Below are 15,715 nucleotides of genomic sequence, written 5' to 3'. Positions count from 1 at the left end.
AAATTAATGATTGGCGGACATGAGTTTCAATCAAGATTTATCCTTGGATCAGGTAAGTTTTCTCTGGATTTAACAAATGCAGTTATTGAAAATGGAGGAGTTGAAATAGTAACTCTTGCCTTGCGTCGTGCTAATTTAGACGGTCAAGAAAATATCTTGGCTTATATACCAAAAGGAATAACATTATTACCAAACACCTCCGGTGCAAGAAATGCTGCAGAAGCTGTTCGAATTGCACGTCTGGCAAGAGAAATCGGCTGCGGAGATTTTATCAAATTGGAAGTGATTCATGATTCCAAATATTTAATGCCGGATAACTATGAAACAATAAAAGCAACAGAAATTCTCGCTAAGGAGGGATTTATTGTTATGCCCTATATCTATCCAGATTTAAATGTTGCTAGATCATTGGCAAATGCCGGTGCCGCATCCGTGATGCCTTTAGGTGCGCCCATCGGAAGCAATAAGGGGTTATGCACCAAAGATTTTATACAAATCTTAGTCGATGAAATAGATTTGCCGATTATCGTAGATGCTGGTATAGGTCGGCCATCTCAAGCCTGTGAAGCTATGGAAATGGGGGTCGATGCTATTATGTGTAATACTGCAGTCGCAACAGCAAATGATGTTGCTTTAATGGCTAAAGCATTTAAACTGGCTATAGAAGCAGGTCGAGCAGCTTTTCTGGCAGGCTTAGGAAGAGTATTAAATTATCGAGCAGAGGCATCCAGTCCTTTGACTGGATTTTTGGAGGACTAGTTATGAAATCAGAGCATGTAAATCATCTGAACTATTTAGATGGAATGGAAGCCATTGATTCAGATATTATGGAAAAAGTATTAGCACTAGTAAATAAATATGATTATCATCAATATACAAGTAAAGATGTAGAAAGAGCACTGATGAAAGATCTGCTAACGCTAGAAGACTATGCGGCAATATTATCTCCTGCAGCTATGCCCTATTTAGAAGATATGGCGAGTAAAGCTACAACAAAAACAAAAAGGCATTTTGGTAATTCTGTTAGCATATTTACTCCATTATACATTTCTAACTATTGTGAAAACCATTGCATATACTGTGGATTCAACTGCCATAACAAAATAAAACGAGGGATGCTTTCCTTTGCAGAGATTGAAGAAGAACTTAAAGAAGTAGCGCGGACAGGTTTGAAAGAAATCTTGATTTTAACAGGAGAATCTCGACATAAATCTGGGGTAGAGTATATTGGCGAAGCAATTAGATTGGCAGCTAACTATTTTTCTACCGTTGGCATTGAGATATATCCTCTAAATACTGATGAATATTCATTGCTAAAAGCCTGTGGTGCAGATTTTGTGTCCGTTTACCAGGAAACCTATAATACGGATAAGTATGAACAAGTACATTTAAGCGGGCCAAAAAGAATTTTCCCCTATCGTTTCAATTCACAAGAACGTGCCTTATTAAGTGGAATGAGAGGAGTTGCTTTTGGAGCACTGCTTGGGCTGGATAACTTCCGGAAGGATGCCTTTGCTGTAGGCCTGCATGCATTTTTCATTCAGCAAAAATATCCCCACGCTGAGATCTCCTTCTCAACCCCACGTCTAAGGCCATATATCAATAACGAGAAAAACAACCCCAATGATGTCCATGAAAAGCAACTTTTACAGGTGATGCTTGCCTATCGCTTGTTCATGCCCTTTGCCGGTATTACAATTTCCACCAGAGAAAGAGCGGGTTTTCGCGATAACGTCATAGGAATGGTGGCTACAAAAATATCTGCAGGCGTATGTGTCGGGGTTGGAGGACATAAAGAAGATGAAAAAGGGGACGAACAATTTGAAATTTCCGACTCACGAAGTGTGAGCGAAGTACATCAAATGATTCTCAACCGAGGGCTACAGCCAGTTTATACAGATTATATAAGGGTTTAGAGAAAACATATGTTAATTTGTGTAACCAATCGAAAAAATTGCAAAGATGATTATTTAAGTCGAATAAGTCAATTGGCTAAAGGAAAACCCCATGCCATCATGTTGAGAGAAAAAGACTTGGGCTTGACAGAATATGAATACCTGGCTTCTAAAGTAAATGAAATCTGCAACTTGCATGATGTCACCCTTATGATCAATAATAATATTACTACCGCCACTAAACTGAAACTTAAAAATATCCATTTATCACTCTCTGACTTAAGACTCTATAAAAGCGAAGTCAGCGAACTTACATTTGGCGCCTCAGTGCACTCGGTGCCTGAAGCCAAGGAAGCACAAGCATTAGGTGCTTCCTACATAATTGCAGGGCATATATTCTCTACAGACTGTAAAAAAGGTGTTCCTCCAAGAGGGCTTTCATTTCTTAAAGAAGTCTGTGCTTCAGTCACGATCCCTGTTTTTGCTATTGGCGGAATTACAAAAGATAAAATAGAGGATATTAAAAAAACAGGGGCAAAAGGAGTATGTGTTATGTCCGAATCTATGACTTGCACAAATCCAGTTAATCTTACAAACGACTTTCGATTCTAAGAAAATATCGGAGGTAAGGCAACGTCTCTAAGAAAGTCGCTTAGCAAACTTCCAGTTAAGCGCGTTCCCAATAAGACATCCATTGACGATGCACATGAAATGCCTTCACCCAACCCTTCCGTTCTCAGGACCCAAGCCCGGGACGCAGTATGACACGAGCGCGACGTCTTTACGTAAGCAGCTTAGCAAACTTCCGTTTAAGCGACCGACCCGAAACACGGGGCAGTGTACAGGGATGTACGCTGCGGCCAGTGAGCCACGGCCCTTTCTCGCCGTCCTGCAAGAAGGCTAATCCGTGCGAAGACAGTGTCTTCGGGCTACAGGGGCACTAGACCATCCATGGTCGTCGGATGGCTCATCTGACGGCACCCCGCTCCCCAAAGCCAGTCGCTTAAACGGTTATTTTGCTCTGTGTCGTATGACCGAGCGCTGTGTCATACAAGTCCCCTCTATCGCTTATTACCCTTACTAAACGAATGGAAAAAATCATGTGCAAAATTTGCTCCCTTTCCTATAACAAGTCCGGTAATCACAATACCTACCCCGGGGTTAGAGATCTTAACATCTAATAATTCTAAGGCATTAATATCACTCTGAAATGCAAGAAGAACCCCACATGCTAAACTCAAAAGTTCCAGAGTAAGGGGCCTAAACTTATCCGGGAAAAAGGGAATAGCATAAACTATATCTTTAAAAATCTCAACGACTTTCTCCACCAGAACCGCTAACATAAAAACCAAAGCTAGTCCGTCCATAAAAATCTCTCCTCCAAATCAACTTCCCTCCACATCTCCATAATATTCCTACTCCCTTGTAATGTTCTTAGGAGAAGCGAGGGACGGTCCTTTGAAGTGAAAACGCCTATCCTTGGGCCTGAAACCATACAATTAAAGGGTTGGGCGATTGAGAGCGATAAATAAGGCGGACATAACGAAGAAAACGATTTGGGGTAAAAGCTGAAAGTGCTCCCGGTAATATTTTGCATTCCAAATCATCTGCTGTCCAGATTGCTCCATCTGGGCTTATTTGTAATTGTACCACGACGACTTCTGTTCCCGTATTATGAACCGCATAGGAAAAGACAGTTACCTCAGACACATCCTTTGGCATGGTTGCAATAGAAACATTAGCTGAAGTCACTGATTCAACACTTTGGAGATACTTTCTTCCAGACATTTTAACTTGCAAGGAACCATCCAACGTTGACTCAATAGAGTCTCTATTACTGCTGTAGATTTTTATACCCTCACGGGAAGGTATCAAATTACGTACATCAGCTTTAATGGGAGTTTTTATATCTACAGGCATGGGAAGCGGACTAACCAGGTATCACAACATTATTCTCAAGAATAATCCCCGCTCTCGGTCCCGACGGATGCATAATCTTTATAGCTCTTGAACCATTTGGGGTGCAAACCCACTCCCACTTAGTTGCACCGTCTCCACTGGTTTGAGCCCATCCATCTGGAAAATAGGGATTACTCTCTTGTTCTAATAGGAAATGACTATTATAAACTTGGTTTTTATCAGTCATTTCCGTCCCACCTTAAATGCATTTATAATCTAAAATTAAGAATCTGATAGTATGACATATTAACAGGTTATGTGAATATTGTTAGTTTTGAGCTTGAACCCAAATTCTCAAGGAAGTTAAATTCTCTGCCTTGTACGTTAGTCTCGTATATCGCAAAAACTTTTTTGGGGAAATGATCACTAGTTTTCCGGGGCCGACCTCGTGTGGATTATCCTCTGCAGTCCAATGGATTCCGTCAGGGCTAAGCTCTGCATCTACATATGCGAGGTTGCTTCCAAAATTGCAAACAGCAAAGGAGCAACGAAGAAGTGCTGAAATATCGCGAGTAATGGTTGAGGATATTGTATCACTAGCGGTAACATCTTCGAGGCTTTCATAAAATCCATGTCCGTTAATCTCCACTTGAACTCGTCCGGATGCTGATGTCGCTATTGGAACTTGGCTATTTCCGAAAATCTGCACTTTGTCTCGAATCGGCGTCAGGTTTCGTACATCAGCATTCACATGTGCTTGGACATTGACCGGAATCTTCAGGGGAATTGGGGTAGCAAGTTGAATCGGTTTAATTATTTCTCCAATCGTCTGTATAGAATTTATATGCAGGATCTCTTGCTTAGGCTTCTTCACGCGCCTTTTCATACGGTTCGGAGAGAGAGAATATGCAATTATTTTGTATATACAGAGAGACCCTTCCCCTAAAATCCCTGTCTCCAGACGTAAGAAATCCACGTCATAATCAGCACTAATGACTTGCTGAAACTGTTCCTGCTCCACCCCGGCTCCAAAGCAATACTCCCAAGGCTTAGCTACATCCCCTTTTGAAGAGATGGGATAAATACGTAAATAAGCTTGTGCATTAGGCCTATCTGCTTTTAGGATAATTTTAATGATCCATTCCTTAACGTTATCAATCCCTAGAGAAGCCTCCGGACTTTGGATGATCCCAGCGCGAATGGCAGTATTATTACTAATCTTCAAAGCTGACATATCCCAAGGTTCATGCTTGAAATTCCAACTAGATTCCTTATTTCCACCGATTTGAAACCAAGCTTCTGGAAAATAGTCTTTAGTTTCGCTTTTTTTTAGGAAATTACCATTAGGTACTCTATTGAATGTCCCTTTTATATTTCGTTTCATACTTAACCCTCCTATGATTGGACGATTAATAAAGTACTGTCAACTTATCCTATAGTGTAAAGTTTAAAAATATCACTAAACTGGAAAACCCAGAAAACAGTGAACTCGTTCAGCTAGAGCTGAACATCGAGACTTCGGTGGGGGAGTCTACCTCCTTCGCGCCAAGTGTTCCTATTGGGAAAGGCGCCCGGCGATACTCTCCACTGGAGACTATCGCCACCGAAGTAAAATAAGGAAGGAACACCCACTTGAAAAAGTGGGTGTCTCGGAATTGATAAACCCTAACCTCCTACGCTCAATAAGGCAAAAAGTTGCTTTTGAACACAAATAAAGGGATTAGCTTAGAATAGCTAATCCCTTTAACTTATGTTGGGGCTTATGATTAAGTATTACTGGATTCCTCTGTTCGATTAAACGGCGTACCCAGTTGCTTTTGCGTCTGCGCCAGAACTTGTTTCAAAACCGCCAAATCTGAACTTTTAAGATAAGGATCCTTCCCCTCCTGCACCTTGCGAATTGCATCTTCGACCGCTACAACGCGAAAACGACGGCGCCCTTTATCCAGATAGCTATGTGAATAGGTTGGAGTATACGATACATTTTTCAGAACGGTTTGTCCTCCCGACATGTCCTTTTGAAAGTTTAAGTTTAAAATAACTCCACTGTTCCTTTCAACTCCACGTTGATCTCCTATAAAATTGCCCATTGAGTAAATAACAAACTTATCTTGATTATTGATTTTCATAACTTCCATAGGCTGAATTACATGTGGATGACTGCCAAGGATGACATCCACTCCGGCCTCTAGAAATATCCGTGCCAATTCTCGCTGTTCCTCAGTGGGCTGGAGGCTATACTCAACTCCCCAGTGCAATACGAGAACGAGAACATCCACTTTCGGTCTTAATTGATTAATTTCCTTTAAAACAGTCTCTTTATTGATGAAATTAAAAAAATAGGGATGTTCTTTTGGTACAGGGATACCATTGGTCCCATAACTATATGCTAAATAACCGACGCGAATTCCGTCTAGATCCTTAATTAAAAAGCTTTCCTTCTCTTCTTGGCTTTGATATGTCCCAACGATGTCTAAACCTGCATTTCTTAACACGCCCATGGTCCGGATTGCTCCCAAGTAACCCCTGTCTAATATATGGTTATTCGAAGTAATAACTACGTCATATCCTGCTTCTTTAAGAGTCGCAGCCATTTCATCAGGACTATTGAACTTGGGATATCCGGTGTACCCAGAACCTCCACCAGCCATTGCCGCTTCAAAGTTAGTTGAAGCATAATCTCCATACTCAATCAAGGATCTAACAGGTTTGAAAAAGGAATCAAATTGGAATGATCCATCAGCCTGTTGCCCTGATGCAATTTGAGTATTATGCATCAGAATGTCCCCAGTCGCTACTAGGGTAACCGTTTTTTTGACAGGGGGTTTAGCTTTTGTTGCGTCGGATAACTCTCCGACTTCATCAGCGCCTTGCTTTGAATTTTGAATTGGAGTTGATGAAATAACCGATTGGACCCCACATCCCATTGATGCTAAACATAAAAATCCTATAATAAGAAGAATAAGTCTCATGCGTTTCAGAAAATATCACTCCTTTACAATAATTTCTATATGCAACAGATTGTCTCCTTCCTATTTCTAGAATTTATATAAAAAAGTCTTTAAAGTTCGCTTAACCAACAAATTAACTGCCTTTATTGAAAACTCCTAAAAACTGGGCATTGATTCCTCCTTCAATTCGTGCTAAATTTGTATTGTACCAGTTATATAAAAGAAATTTAAGACATTAGCGCAAAAACTTAAACCTCCCGACGGGGAGGTTTCTTTCTTTGTGTCTTTAAATTTAATTTAGAAATTTTGTCTAGACACCAAACCATTAGCGACGGTCATGACTCAAAAGGGATGATCGAGATTAGAACATCCCTGGTCGGCTTTATGCGATGATGACTTAGTGTCATAGTAGCCAAGGATTGCGTGACGAGACCTTCCAGAAAATCATCACTGACTAACACAGTCAGTTTATACTTCCAACTAATATCAAAGGGAGGGATTTGCCTATTGGCCAATCCCTCCCTTTGGACGCCCAAAAGAAATGGTATTAGTATTATTTCTCTGTCCTAATAACACGTTTAAATAAATCATGGTCATCCTAAAATTCAGGCCTTGATTGGCAACAGCTTTACACTTCCCCAGACCGCTAAACGGTCATCTTTGATGACCAAGATACCCGTAACCCCTTCAATCTGAGATGCAAATGCAATGGCCCTTTCTAAATCATCCGTCGTCTGAACAAGGTTCCCAGTTGCAGTAGCAACAGCATCCGCTAAAGGCACCGAGGGAGAAAGCACGACTACGGCGTCAGCTTTGCCATAGCTCAAGGAATGACCCACTTTACCAGATGAAGTACATATTCCTAGCGGAGTTTGGTTCGGTCTGATTTCAATTGCAACACGATTAGACAACGGTGAATCCCCTGCAAAAATCCCGACTTTACGAATCCGGCTTGTACGCATGAAGATATCCCCACCGTTTTCTACGATCACATCCCGGGAGCGCTTCGCAATAGATTTCCCAACCCACTCTGCTACCGCTCCTGCAACCGCTGCCATCGGCCCAACTCCAGCAAGTCTCCCGGCCTCCGCCATCCTCTTAACAATTATAGGAGCATCTGGTAAAACTGTATATGGAGTTAAAGAACTTGCAAAACCAGGATCCTTTTGAATATAGTCTTCTAGCGGTCTGCGACAGTCTCGAATGATTTCTGCTGCCCACTCAACCAGTTCGGAAGTAAATCGTTCTTTCCGTATACCAATATCCAAATCAGTTTCTCTTACGGCAAGCTGGAAATGAACTAAATCCTCTTGACGATGATCTTGGCGATAACTGCGTTCCGTAAAATCCAATTACAGACGAACCTCCATAGCCCACATTGGGCAGACTTTCACACATAGTTGGCAAAAAACACATTGATCCCCATCAAAGCGTACTTCCATAGATGGGCGTTCCATATATAAGGCACCTGTTGGGCAAACCCCTGTACATGCTCCACACATGACGCATTTTTCATCATTTCGCACGATTTCCTGAGTGAGATTCTGTACCAAAACTCCTAAATTACGCAAATAGTTAAGCCCGTCTTCACTTTGATCTCCGGTAACCTCTAAGATCATCGTACCTTCTTTTTGAGGGTTGACGTCTGCTTTCACAATATTAACCACTAAATCATAATCCTTAACCAAACGATAAACGATGGGTTTTACCGAGATATCTGTTCCAAAACGCAACACTATTCTCTTTGGCGACACAATAATCAATCCTCCTTTATACTGTGAGCGGTAAAGCCATCAGCGGGTGAGGGAAGAGTTTTGACTGGTTCAGTCAACTGAAATTCCCCTTTCTGAATCCACCCTTTTAAGGTTGCAGCGATTTCACGAGCCCGAGGCATACTTGACAAAGGAGCAGTAGATATTTCCTTGCCATTGACAGTGATCTTCCCACTCTTTAGGTCTGCATAACTGACATATCCCAGATTACCCGGTGTAAACGAAGGATACGCTTCTCCATAGTCGACAACAGGTGCAAATAGCTCTTCATCCTTTTTAGCGGCATACCGAGCAATTTCTTCATTTAGAATCGGTATGGGTATGCCAATTCCAACACTTAGCGTTGCACCATATCCTAGATAACTTGTACCCACAAGCCATCGCGGGTTCATCTGTTTTAGATCCCCAGTGACAGCCAGTGTCCCTCCTGCACTGCCGAGTTCTTTTCCCTCAACATCAATCATTGATGGAAAATGTTGAGTGCCATTCCACGCAACATATCCGATCCCGCCGCCGAGAAAGATCTTAGTACCCACTCCAATTGTCTTAAAATGTGGATCTTTCAAAAGTGGACTCAGTTGTCCGGCGGTAGAATAATTGGCGTTTCCCATATGAGGTTTGATCATTCCCATATATGTGTAAATGGTACAATCAGTTAGATTTACCGCACAGTTATAGTTCTGATAGGCATTTCGAGGATTAAATAGAATAGCCTCATTTATATCATCAAGGGTTATGGTTGTTTCTAGATTTCTACGCGGGTAACAGTCTGTACCATATGCCAGCGCTTTCAGTTTAACTGGCTTACGAGCAACGAGGTCCGCAATTACATGACCCCCGCCATATCTAAATTCACCTGGATAGTTGCTGTTTAGCGGGTCATCTTCGTGCATCTCAGTTGCCCCGATATAAGCGTCAACAGCAGCAATCCCTGTATAAGCGGCAACACCGTTCAGCCAAACTTTCTGCATTTTCATCCGTGGCTTCGTGTGCCCGAAACTTAAAAAGGCACCTGAAGAACACATTGGAGCAAAAGTGCCGGTTGTTACCACATCAACTTCTTGAGCTGCTTTGGTAAGGCCTTTTTCTTCCACCAGGGTGATAAGCTCTTCGGCAGTCACAACAATTGCTTTGCCTGCTTTGATTTTAGTATTGATTTCTGCGTAAGTCTTTTCAACACTCATGACTATCTCCACCTCCAGATTTGTTGAGCCAGTAGATTAACTGTTAATTACTCATGGAATTTTTCCACTAGAAAAGACCTCTTCTGTGATAGAAGAGGCCAAAATTTCATTATTCGACACTCCTCTTATCTGCCAGGAAAATCTTCTCCTGCAAGAATTAGCACCATGCTTTCTCCACGCTAAGACATAAATCGCGCGTATCAAGCTGGTTGCCGGGTTTCATAGGGCTAGTCCCTCCACCACTCCGGATAAGAGCCTATTAATTCAATTCATTATGCTGAGTCTAACATTTAAGCTAATGTCCTGTCAATATGATTTCTAGATGTTTTTCCCAATCTTAAATCAAATTAATTGTAAATTATTACATATACTGAACATAAATAATCGACATATTCCTACATATAATAGTGTTAAGTTTATTCTCATTTTCTTCATGTAGTTAGTCCTCTTCTTTGATCTCCTTAAAATTCAGGGAGATCTCTTTTCTATTGTGTTAGATTCATGTCAAGGCACCCTGGGAAAGCATATTTTAAGAGAGAGTATTTTTCAGGGAGGTTAAAGAAGATGATTAGTCCAACCCAACATGCTCCGGATTTTGAAGCAGAAGCATACGCCGGTGGCAACAAAGTGACGATCCGACTCAGTGATTTTCAAAACCAATGGGTTCTCTTATTCTTCTATTCGAGTGATTTCACCTTTGTCTGACCGACTGAATTGGCAGCCGTGGCTGCCCAGCAAAAAATATTTCAAAAACTTGGTGTTCAAGTTTTAGCCATTAGCACTGACAGCGTTTATTCTCATAAAATCTTTGCAGAAACATCCCCCTCTGCACGCACCATAAATTATCCATTATTATCCGACCGTTCTCATTTCATCACTAATCAATACGGAGTCCTTAGAACAGACTTAGGAATTTCCTACCGAGCAACTTTTATTATTTCTCCTGATCGCCAAGTAAAGTACACCAGCCTCTATCCACCCGAGGTTGGTCGTAACGTCGCTGAGATTATTCGCGTTATTCAGGGACTGATGTATGAAGAAACGACCGAGCTAGGTGTACCCGCGTACTGGCAACCTGGAATGACTGGAATCTTAAAAGATTTTAAATTCGTTGGGAAAATCTAATACAAAGCTCAACATAAATACCTGTTCATAGGGTATCCTAAACGTATTCCAACCTTAAGGGAGGTTTTCTATGGATCAGGATCAATCCCAACAAAACAAACGAAGGTTTCCAAAGCGTGAAGATCTGCCCTACAGTCATCAACCAGATCAAGATGGCAGAACTGATTATGGCAAAGATCAAGAGACGACCCATAAAGGATAAAAGCATCTCAAAAACTTGATATTTTCTAAATATCTAAATGTAAAAGGAGGAAACACATGTCTAATCGAGCAACCGATAAAGCGCAGACAGGTAAACCTGATCGAGGTAAAAACTCTCCTTTCAAGAAAAAAACTCCTCAGAGCCGGGCATAAGCCCGGCTTTTCGTTTAAAAGAGATGTAATCTAAAAAAGCATTCTGATATAATGGAGTAACCTAGACCCTTTTCTGTCTAAGAATAAACAATTAAGGTGGTGGTAGTTATGAAAAAGATTGAAGCAATCATTAGACCAGAGAAACTTAATGACGTAAAGATCGCTCTATCGGACCTGGGTGTTAATGGGATGACTGTCTCTAACGTTTCGGGGTTTGGAAATCAAAAGGGCTACACTCAAATTTACCGCGGTCAAGAAATCGTCACAAAGCTTTTAGCAAAGATAAAACTGGAAGTAGTGGTTTCATCTAAGAAAACAGATGAAGTCATCGAAGCCATTGTTAAAACATCGAAAACCGGTGAATTTGGAGATGGTAAAATCTTCGTTTATGACGTAGTGGATTCAGTCCGCATTCGAACAGGCGAACACGGTGAGGCGGCTCTTTAGATATACACATTTTCGCTAAGTTCAAAGTCTGGATAGGCCTTTTCTCTATGTTGAGTTAAATCCAATCCATTAACTTGTTCGTCATCGCTTGCTCTAAGGGGGGTAATCAAGGCTATTCCCTTTAGAATGAGAAACGTCATCATTCCAGCAAATATATATGTAGTTAACACCGCAAGTAATTGTATTAAAACCGGTTCAAATCCGCCTCCATTAATCCAACCGTTTTTTCCTTGTGGGTTAAGGCTTAAATCAGCAAAAATCCCGGTAGCAATTGTCCCCCATGTTCCTCCAATTCCATGAATTCCGAAGACATCTAAGGCATCGTCATATCCTAGCTTTGCTTTAAGAATGCTGACTGCTAAATAACATACTCCTCCCGCGATAAATCCAATAAGCAGAGCACTAACCGTCGAGACATATCCCGCTGCTGGTGTGATGGCTACCAGAGCAGAAATAATCCCACTGACCGCACCGAAGACGGTTATTTGGCGACGATGAATCCATTCAACCAGCGCCCATCCGATCATGCCGGTTGCTCCGGCTATTTGAGTTGTAGCAAGCGCAAGTACCGCGACGCCATTTGCTCCCATTGCACCTCCGGCATTAAATCCAAACCAACCAAACCATAATAGCCCGCCTCCAAAAAGAACGTTGGGCATATGATGGGGAATATTCCACTCATACCCTACCTTTAAACGCTTACCTACTACAAATGCTGCTACTAATCCGGATACACCAGAAGCTACCTCAACGACCGTACCTCCCGCAAAATCCAATACTCCCAGATTGCGCATCCACCCGCCGACTCCCCACACCCAATGGGCCAGAGGTATATATACGAACGTGCTCCAAAGAATGATAAACAGTAAAAATGCTGTGAAACGCAATCTTTCTGCAGTTGCTCCACTTATCACAGCCGGTGTGATAATCGCAAACATTAGTTGGAACAGGAAGAATAATAAATGAGGAATAGTCGGAGCATAATCAGGGTTGGGAGAAAGCCCCACTCCTCTAAGTCCTATCCAATCAAGACCGCCTATTATATGACCGTGATCCGGTCCGAAGGCTAAGGAGTATCCAAATAATACCCAAATAACTGTGACTACCCCCATGGCAGCATAACTTTGCATCATAATGGAAAGCACATTGCGTTTTCTAACCATTCCCCCATAGAATAATGCCAGGCCGGGCGTCATTAGAAAAACTAGCAGAGTACATATAACCAGGAAAGCAATATCCCCAGTATTTAATGCTGTCATTATTAATCCTCCTCGTCTCTTTAAACTTACTAAATAATACCCTAGTGAACTTTGATTGGCTCAGAATAAAAAAGAGGCTCTAAAAGAGCGTTTTAATAAACGCCGTTTTAGAGCCTCTTTGCTCTCTCTAGATCCTGCCATTTGCTGTTAACTTTATTATAGTTGCCAAAAATAAAAGTGTCTATAGATTTTTCAGATTTACTAATATTCACAAAGTATAATGCTTACTTGATAAATAAAAGGGAAACTCCTCCCAGAGTTATAATTGCTCCAAAAATCTCTCTTGGCAATACCTTTTCTTTAAAGATAAAGATTGCCATTGGGATAATAAGTATAGGCGTAATTGAAGTAATTGTCGATACAATTCCTGTTGGTGCATGCTGTACAGCCAACAGTCCTAATGACACTCCGATAAACGGACCAAAAAGCGACCCTATGGAGATATATTTCATCGCCTGCATATCTTTCAGTGCTGAATACACACTTTTCCAATTTTTCGTTATCGTAATTACGAGAGCAAATCCTATAATAGCTGAGATAATGCGAATTTGAGTTGCTGCAAAAGCATTGTAAGAGCCCATGCCAAATTTACTAAAAACAAGTCCGAAAGCTTGTCCTAAAGCACCAATAAAGGCGTATACTAACCCTTTTATCGGATAAGAAAACTTAACCATCCTGTTCTCTGGATTTCTAGTCAAGATGACCAAGGCGATCCCACAAATCGTCAGCATCATACCAGTTAAACCCAATAATGAAATTCTTTCCCCCATCATTATAAAACCAGTTATAGCTGTGATAGGTGGTACGGTTGACATAATTAACATCGACAGACGCGAACCAATTAATACAAACGCCTGAAATAAAAACAAATCTCCGATCACAAAGCCAATTGTTCCCGAAATGAATAACCAGAACCAGGTTGAACCTGAGGCATCCAGTGGAAGCATCATTCCTCGAGTAAATAAATTAAAGACAGAAATTAAGAGTAAGGCTATGACAAGTCGAATTAGATTTACTGATATTGAACCTACTCTTTTTCCTGCTGATTCAAATGCAACGGCTGTAATAGTCCAACACAGCGCAGTTACAAGTGCAGCAATTTCTCCTAAATGTGATTGGAACATTTCTCTTCCTCTATTCCATTTTAGCTCAATTGTTAGCCTCTTTAACTCAGCAATTATAACATAGTTAGTTATATATTAAACCCCCCGCTTAGTAACAAATTCAATTTTTAAACATCATTTTACACACCTTTTCATACAGCTTATATCCAAAGAACCATTCGAATTCAACTACTATAAGAATATTAAAGGCTTTCGGCATTTGTCATTGCCTAAAGCCTTGTTTTACGTCATAGAATTAAATTCTCTGCTAAATAATTCCGATTACTTATATCAAGTTATTTCCCATAAAAATAATTCGAAATAATTTGGGATATCTTCCTCAATATAGATGTTTCCTCACTGTCTGATATCGTCTCCTTAGCCATTTCACCGTAGATTCTGACTACGTCCTGACCGTACCCATTCCCTGGAACTGCCCAACGGCCGTTAAGATCCTCCCAGTTTGGACAACTTCCTCTCTCAACCAAATCAAAGCGAGGATCTACCTTCTGTACTCCTGCTGGCAAAGGTTGCGTTGTGACGTATGCAAAAAGGTGTTCTAAGTGGGCCAACACACCTTCTTCCTGTGACGAGAACGACGCACCTTGAATCCCATTTCCAACAGCTCCGATTCCACCGAAGTTATTTTGATCAGCCTTCACAACCCCAGTATATCTTAGGTAGCCAGTTTCTCTTATCATTTGTGCTACTGCGTAACCCCATCTTATGCCAAGATTTTCTCCAATCTTCTTGTAGAAGGGGATAATATCTGGTGCATTAGAATTATTCTTCAACAAAAACTGTCTACACTGCTCAATTGTAATGGTTTCTTCACCCATAATGGGAGTTTTCGAAACATTTGAGTTAGCCTCATACTCAAAGACGTTTATATTATCGGTTGTTCGCTGTACCACCCCCCCTGAAACCTGCCCGCTGTCAACCGCTTTTTTCACCTCAGTAATTGCACTCTCTTGAGAACTTAAAGCCATAGTCTGCTTGCCATCTAAAATGACACGATACATGACACTAGGGGTTGGTTGCGTTGAACTTGCTTCCTTGTATAAAATCCCAAAGTAATCACAAATCCCTTTAGCGTGAGCTATTGCAAGCGCCTGACGAAAAATGGGTTCCTTTAATTTTGCCGCATCGGTTGCTGTATCGATAAACCCATTTTCCGTTAAAATTGCAGGCATACTTGTTTCCCTAAGCACCATGACATTCTGAGTTTTTACTCCACGATTTGCCCAGCCACCAACCTGAACAAGATATGGCAAGACCTTGTTGGCTGCTATTTCCGCTCGTCCACCAGTACTTATAACGAGTACCTCAACCCCTGTGCCCCCACCAGCATTTATATGGACCCCAACAAATAGATCTGCTTTTCCTAATTCTGCGCTGTTAACTCGCGCTCCCAAATCTCCTTTTTGGTCATTCTCATAATGCCCAGGAGCATAGTCTCCGTCACGAGTCAGAATAACACTTATACCGTTGAACTCAAGCAATGGCTTTAATTTAAGGCATACGTCCAGTGTTAAATCCTTCTCTTTCAGTCCGTTTCCGATACCCCCTGGATCATAACCGCCATGCCCTGGATCAATACATACTTTCATGTCAAAACCTCCCCTTTCACTCTATTCGACGAGATTGGGAAGTGTTACAAACTTCGTGGTTTTTTTTGCTACAAGCAGGTATTCCATAAGATATGACGAATAGTTAATTCTATTAT

The 15,715-nt window shown here is 41.3% G+C and carries 17 protein-coding genes and 1 riboswitch; of the genes, 6 read left to right on the top strand and 11 right to left on the bottom strand.

What is annotated here, in order from left to right; all coding sequences use genetic code 11:
- The first annotated feature begins 6 nt into the window (after window positions 1-6).
- From M8E35_RS22575 to M8E35_RS22565, 3 genes are read left to right on the top strand one after another with little or no spacing between them, the layout of a single operon-like run.
- Window positions 7-759 carry a thiazole synthase gene (locus M8E35_RS22575; protein ID WP_289710981.1) on the top strand — a complete coding sequence of 251 codons (753 nt, stop codon included), beginning with the start codon at window positions 7-9 and terminating at the stop codon, window positions 757-759.
- Between the two features lie 2 nt (window positions 760-761).
- Complete coding sequence (thiH, locus tag M8E35_RS22570) at window positions 762-1,916, top strand: 2-iminoacetate synthase ThiH (protein WP_252472762.1); 1,155 nt, start codon at window positions 762-764, stop codon at window positions 1,914-1,916.
- A 9-nt stretch (window positions 1,917-1,925) separates the two neighbouring features.
- Window positions 1,926-2,507, top strand: a complete 582-nt coding sequence (locus M8E35_RS22565; RefSeq protein ID WP_252472760.1) for a thiamine phosphate synthase — start codon at window positions 1,926-1,928, stop codon at window positions 2,505-2,507.
- 449 nt (window positions 2,508-2,956) lie between these two features.
- Here M8E35_RS22565 and M8E35_RS22560 read toward each other — a convergent pair whose 3' ends face one another.
- From M8E35_RS22560 to M8E35_RS22525, 8 genes are all read right to left on the bottom strand, one after another.
- Window positions 2,957-3,262, bottom strand: a complete 306-nt coding sequence (locus M8E35_RS22560; protein WP_252472757.1) for a hypothetical protein — start codon at window positions 3,260-3,262, stop codon at window positions 2,957-2,959.
- 106 nt (window positions 3,263-3,368) lie between these two features.
- A complete protein-coding gene (locus M8E35_RS22555) occupies window positions 3,369-3,815 on the bottom strand; it encodes a DUF6385 domain-containing protein (protein WP_252472755.1) in 447 nt (148 codons plus the stop codon).
- A gap of 10 nt (window positions 3,816-3,825) precedes the next feature.
- Window positions 3,826-4,041, bottom strand: coding sequence for a hypothetical protein (locus M8E35_RS22550; protein ID WP_252472753.1), 216 nt, complete (start codon window positions 4,039-4,041; stop codon window positions 3,826-3,828).
- An 81-nt stretch (window positions 4,042-4,122) separates the two neighbouring features.
- Window positions 4,123-5,178, bottom strand: a complete 1,056-nt coding sequence (locus M8E35_RS22545; protein ID WP_252472751.1) for a DUF6385 domain-containing protein — start codon at window positions 5,176-5,178, stop codon at window positions 4,123-4,125.
- 382 nt (window positions 5,179-5,560) lie between these two features.
- Window positions 5,561-6,721 carry a CapA family protein gene (locus M8E35_RS22540; RefSeq protein WP_373887476.1) on the bottom strand — a complete coding sequence of 387 codons (1,161 nt, stop codon included), beginning with the start codon at window positions 6,719-6,721 and terminating at the stop codon, window positions 5,561-5,563.
- A gap of 629 nt (window positions 6,722-7,350) precedes the next feature.
- Window positions 7,351-8,097 carry a UPF0280 family protein gene (locus M8E35_RS22535; protein ID WP_252472747.1) on the bottom strand — a complete coding sequence of 249 codons (747 nt, stop codon included), beginning with the start codon at window positions 8,095-8,097 and terminating at the stop codon, window positions 7,351-7,353.
- Window positions 8,098-8,499 carry an NIL domain-containing protein gene (locus M8E35_RS22530; protein WP_252472745.1) on the bottom strand — a complete coding sequence of 134 codons (402 nt, stop codon included), beginning with the start codon at window positions 8,497-8,499 and terminating at the stop codon, window positions 8,098-8,100. It lies immediately after the preceding gene.
- Between the two features lie 5 nt (window positions 8,500-8,504).
- Window positions 8,505-9,701: a homocysteine biosynthesis protein gene (locus M8E35_RS22525; RefSeq protein ID WP_252472743.1), complete on the bottom strand. Its 1,197-nt coding sequence runs from the start codon at window positions 9,699-9,701 to the stop codon at window positions 8,505-8,507.
- A gap of 122 nt (window positions 9,702-9,823) precedes the next feature.
- A riboswitch (SAM riboswitch) is annotated at window positions 9,824-9,956 on the bottom strand.
- A 309-nt stretch (window positions 9,957-10,265) separates the two neighbouring features.
- Between M8E35_RS22525 and M8E35_RS22520 the strand changes: the two genes are divergently transcribed.
- The 3 genes from M8E35_RS22520 to M8E35_RS22515 all read left to right on the top strand — a co-directional run bounded on the left by M8E35_RS22520 (window position 10,266) and on the right by M8E35_RS22515 (window position 11,627).
- Window positions 10,266-10,826 carry a peroxiredoxin gene (locus M8E35_RS22520; RefSeq protein WP_252472741.1) on the top strand — a complete coding sequence of 187 codons (561 nt, stop codon included), beginning with the start codon at window positions 10,266-10,268 and terminating at the stop codon, window positions 10,824-10,826.
- Between the two features lie 70 nt (window positions 10,827-10,896).
- Window positions 10,897-11,028, top strand: a complete 132-nt coding sequence (locus M8E35_RS26600) for a hypothetical protein (RefSeq protein ID WP_289710976.1) — start codon at window positions 10,897-10,899, stop codon at window positions 11,026-11,028.
- Window positions 11,029-11,288: 260 nt separating this feature from the next.
- Window positions 11,289-11,627, top strand: coding sequence for a P-II family nitrogen regulator (locus tag M8E35_RS22515; RefSeq protein ID WP_252472739.1), 339 nt, complete (start codon window positions 11,289-11,291; stop codon window positions 11,625-11,627).
- Here M8E35_RS22515 and M8E35_RS22510 read toward each other — a convergent pair.
- The 3 genes from M8E35_RS22510 to M8E35_RS22500 form a co-directional block, all read right to left on the bottom strand.
- The gene (locus M8E35_RS22510; protein WP_252472736.1) at window positions 11,624-12,886 is read right to left on the bottom strand and encodes an ammonium transporter; all 1,263 of its coding nucleotides are present in this window, start codon (window positions 12,884-12,886) and stop codon (window positions 11,624-11,626) included. The genes M8E35_RS22515 and M8E35_RS22510 overlap by 4 nt on opposite strands.
- A gap of 224 nt (window positions 12,887-13,110) precedes the next feature.
- Window positions 13,111-14,010 (bottom strand): DMT family transporter, encoded by a 900-nt coding sequence (locus M8E35_RS22505; RefSeq protein WP_252472723.1) that lies wholly within the window; start codon window positions 14,008-14,010, stop codon window positions 13,111-13,113.
- A 275-nt stretch (window positions 14,011-14,285) separates the two neighbouring features.
- Window positions 14,286-15,599, bottom strand: a complete 1,314-nt coding sequence (locus tag M8E35_RS22500) for an N-acetylmuramoyl-L-alanine amidase (protein WP_252472721.1) — start codon at window positions 15,597-15,599, stop codon at window positions 14,286-14,288.
- Between the last annotated feature and the right edge of the window lie 116 nt (window positions 15,600-15,715).

The organism is Desulfosporosinus nitroreducens (assembly GCF_023897015.1).
GTDB lineage: Bacteria > Bacillota > Desulfitobacteriia > Desulfitobacteriales > Desulfitobacteriaceae > Desulfosporosinus > Desulfosporosinus nitroreducens.
This window is presented reverse-complemented; position numbering and strand designations above follow the sequence as displayed.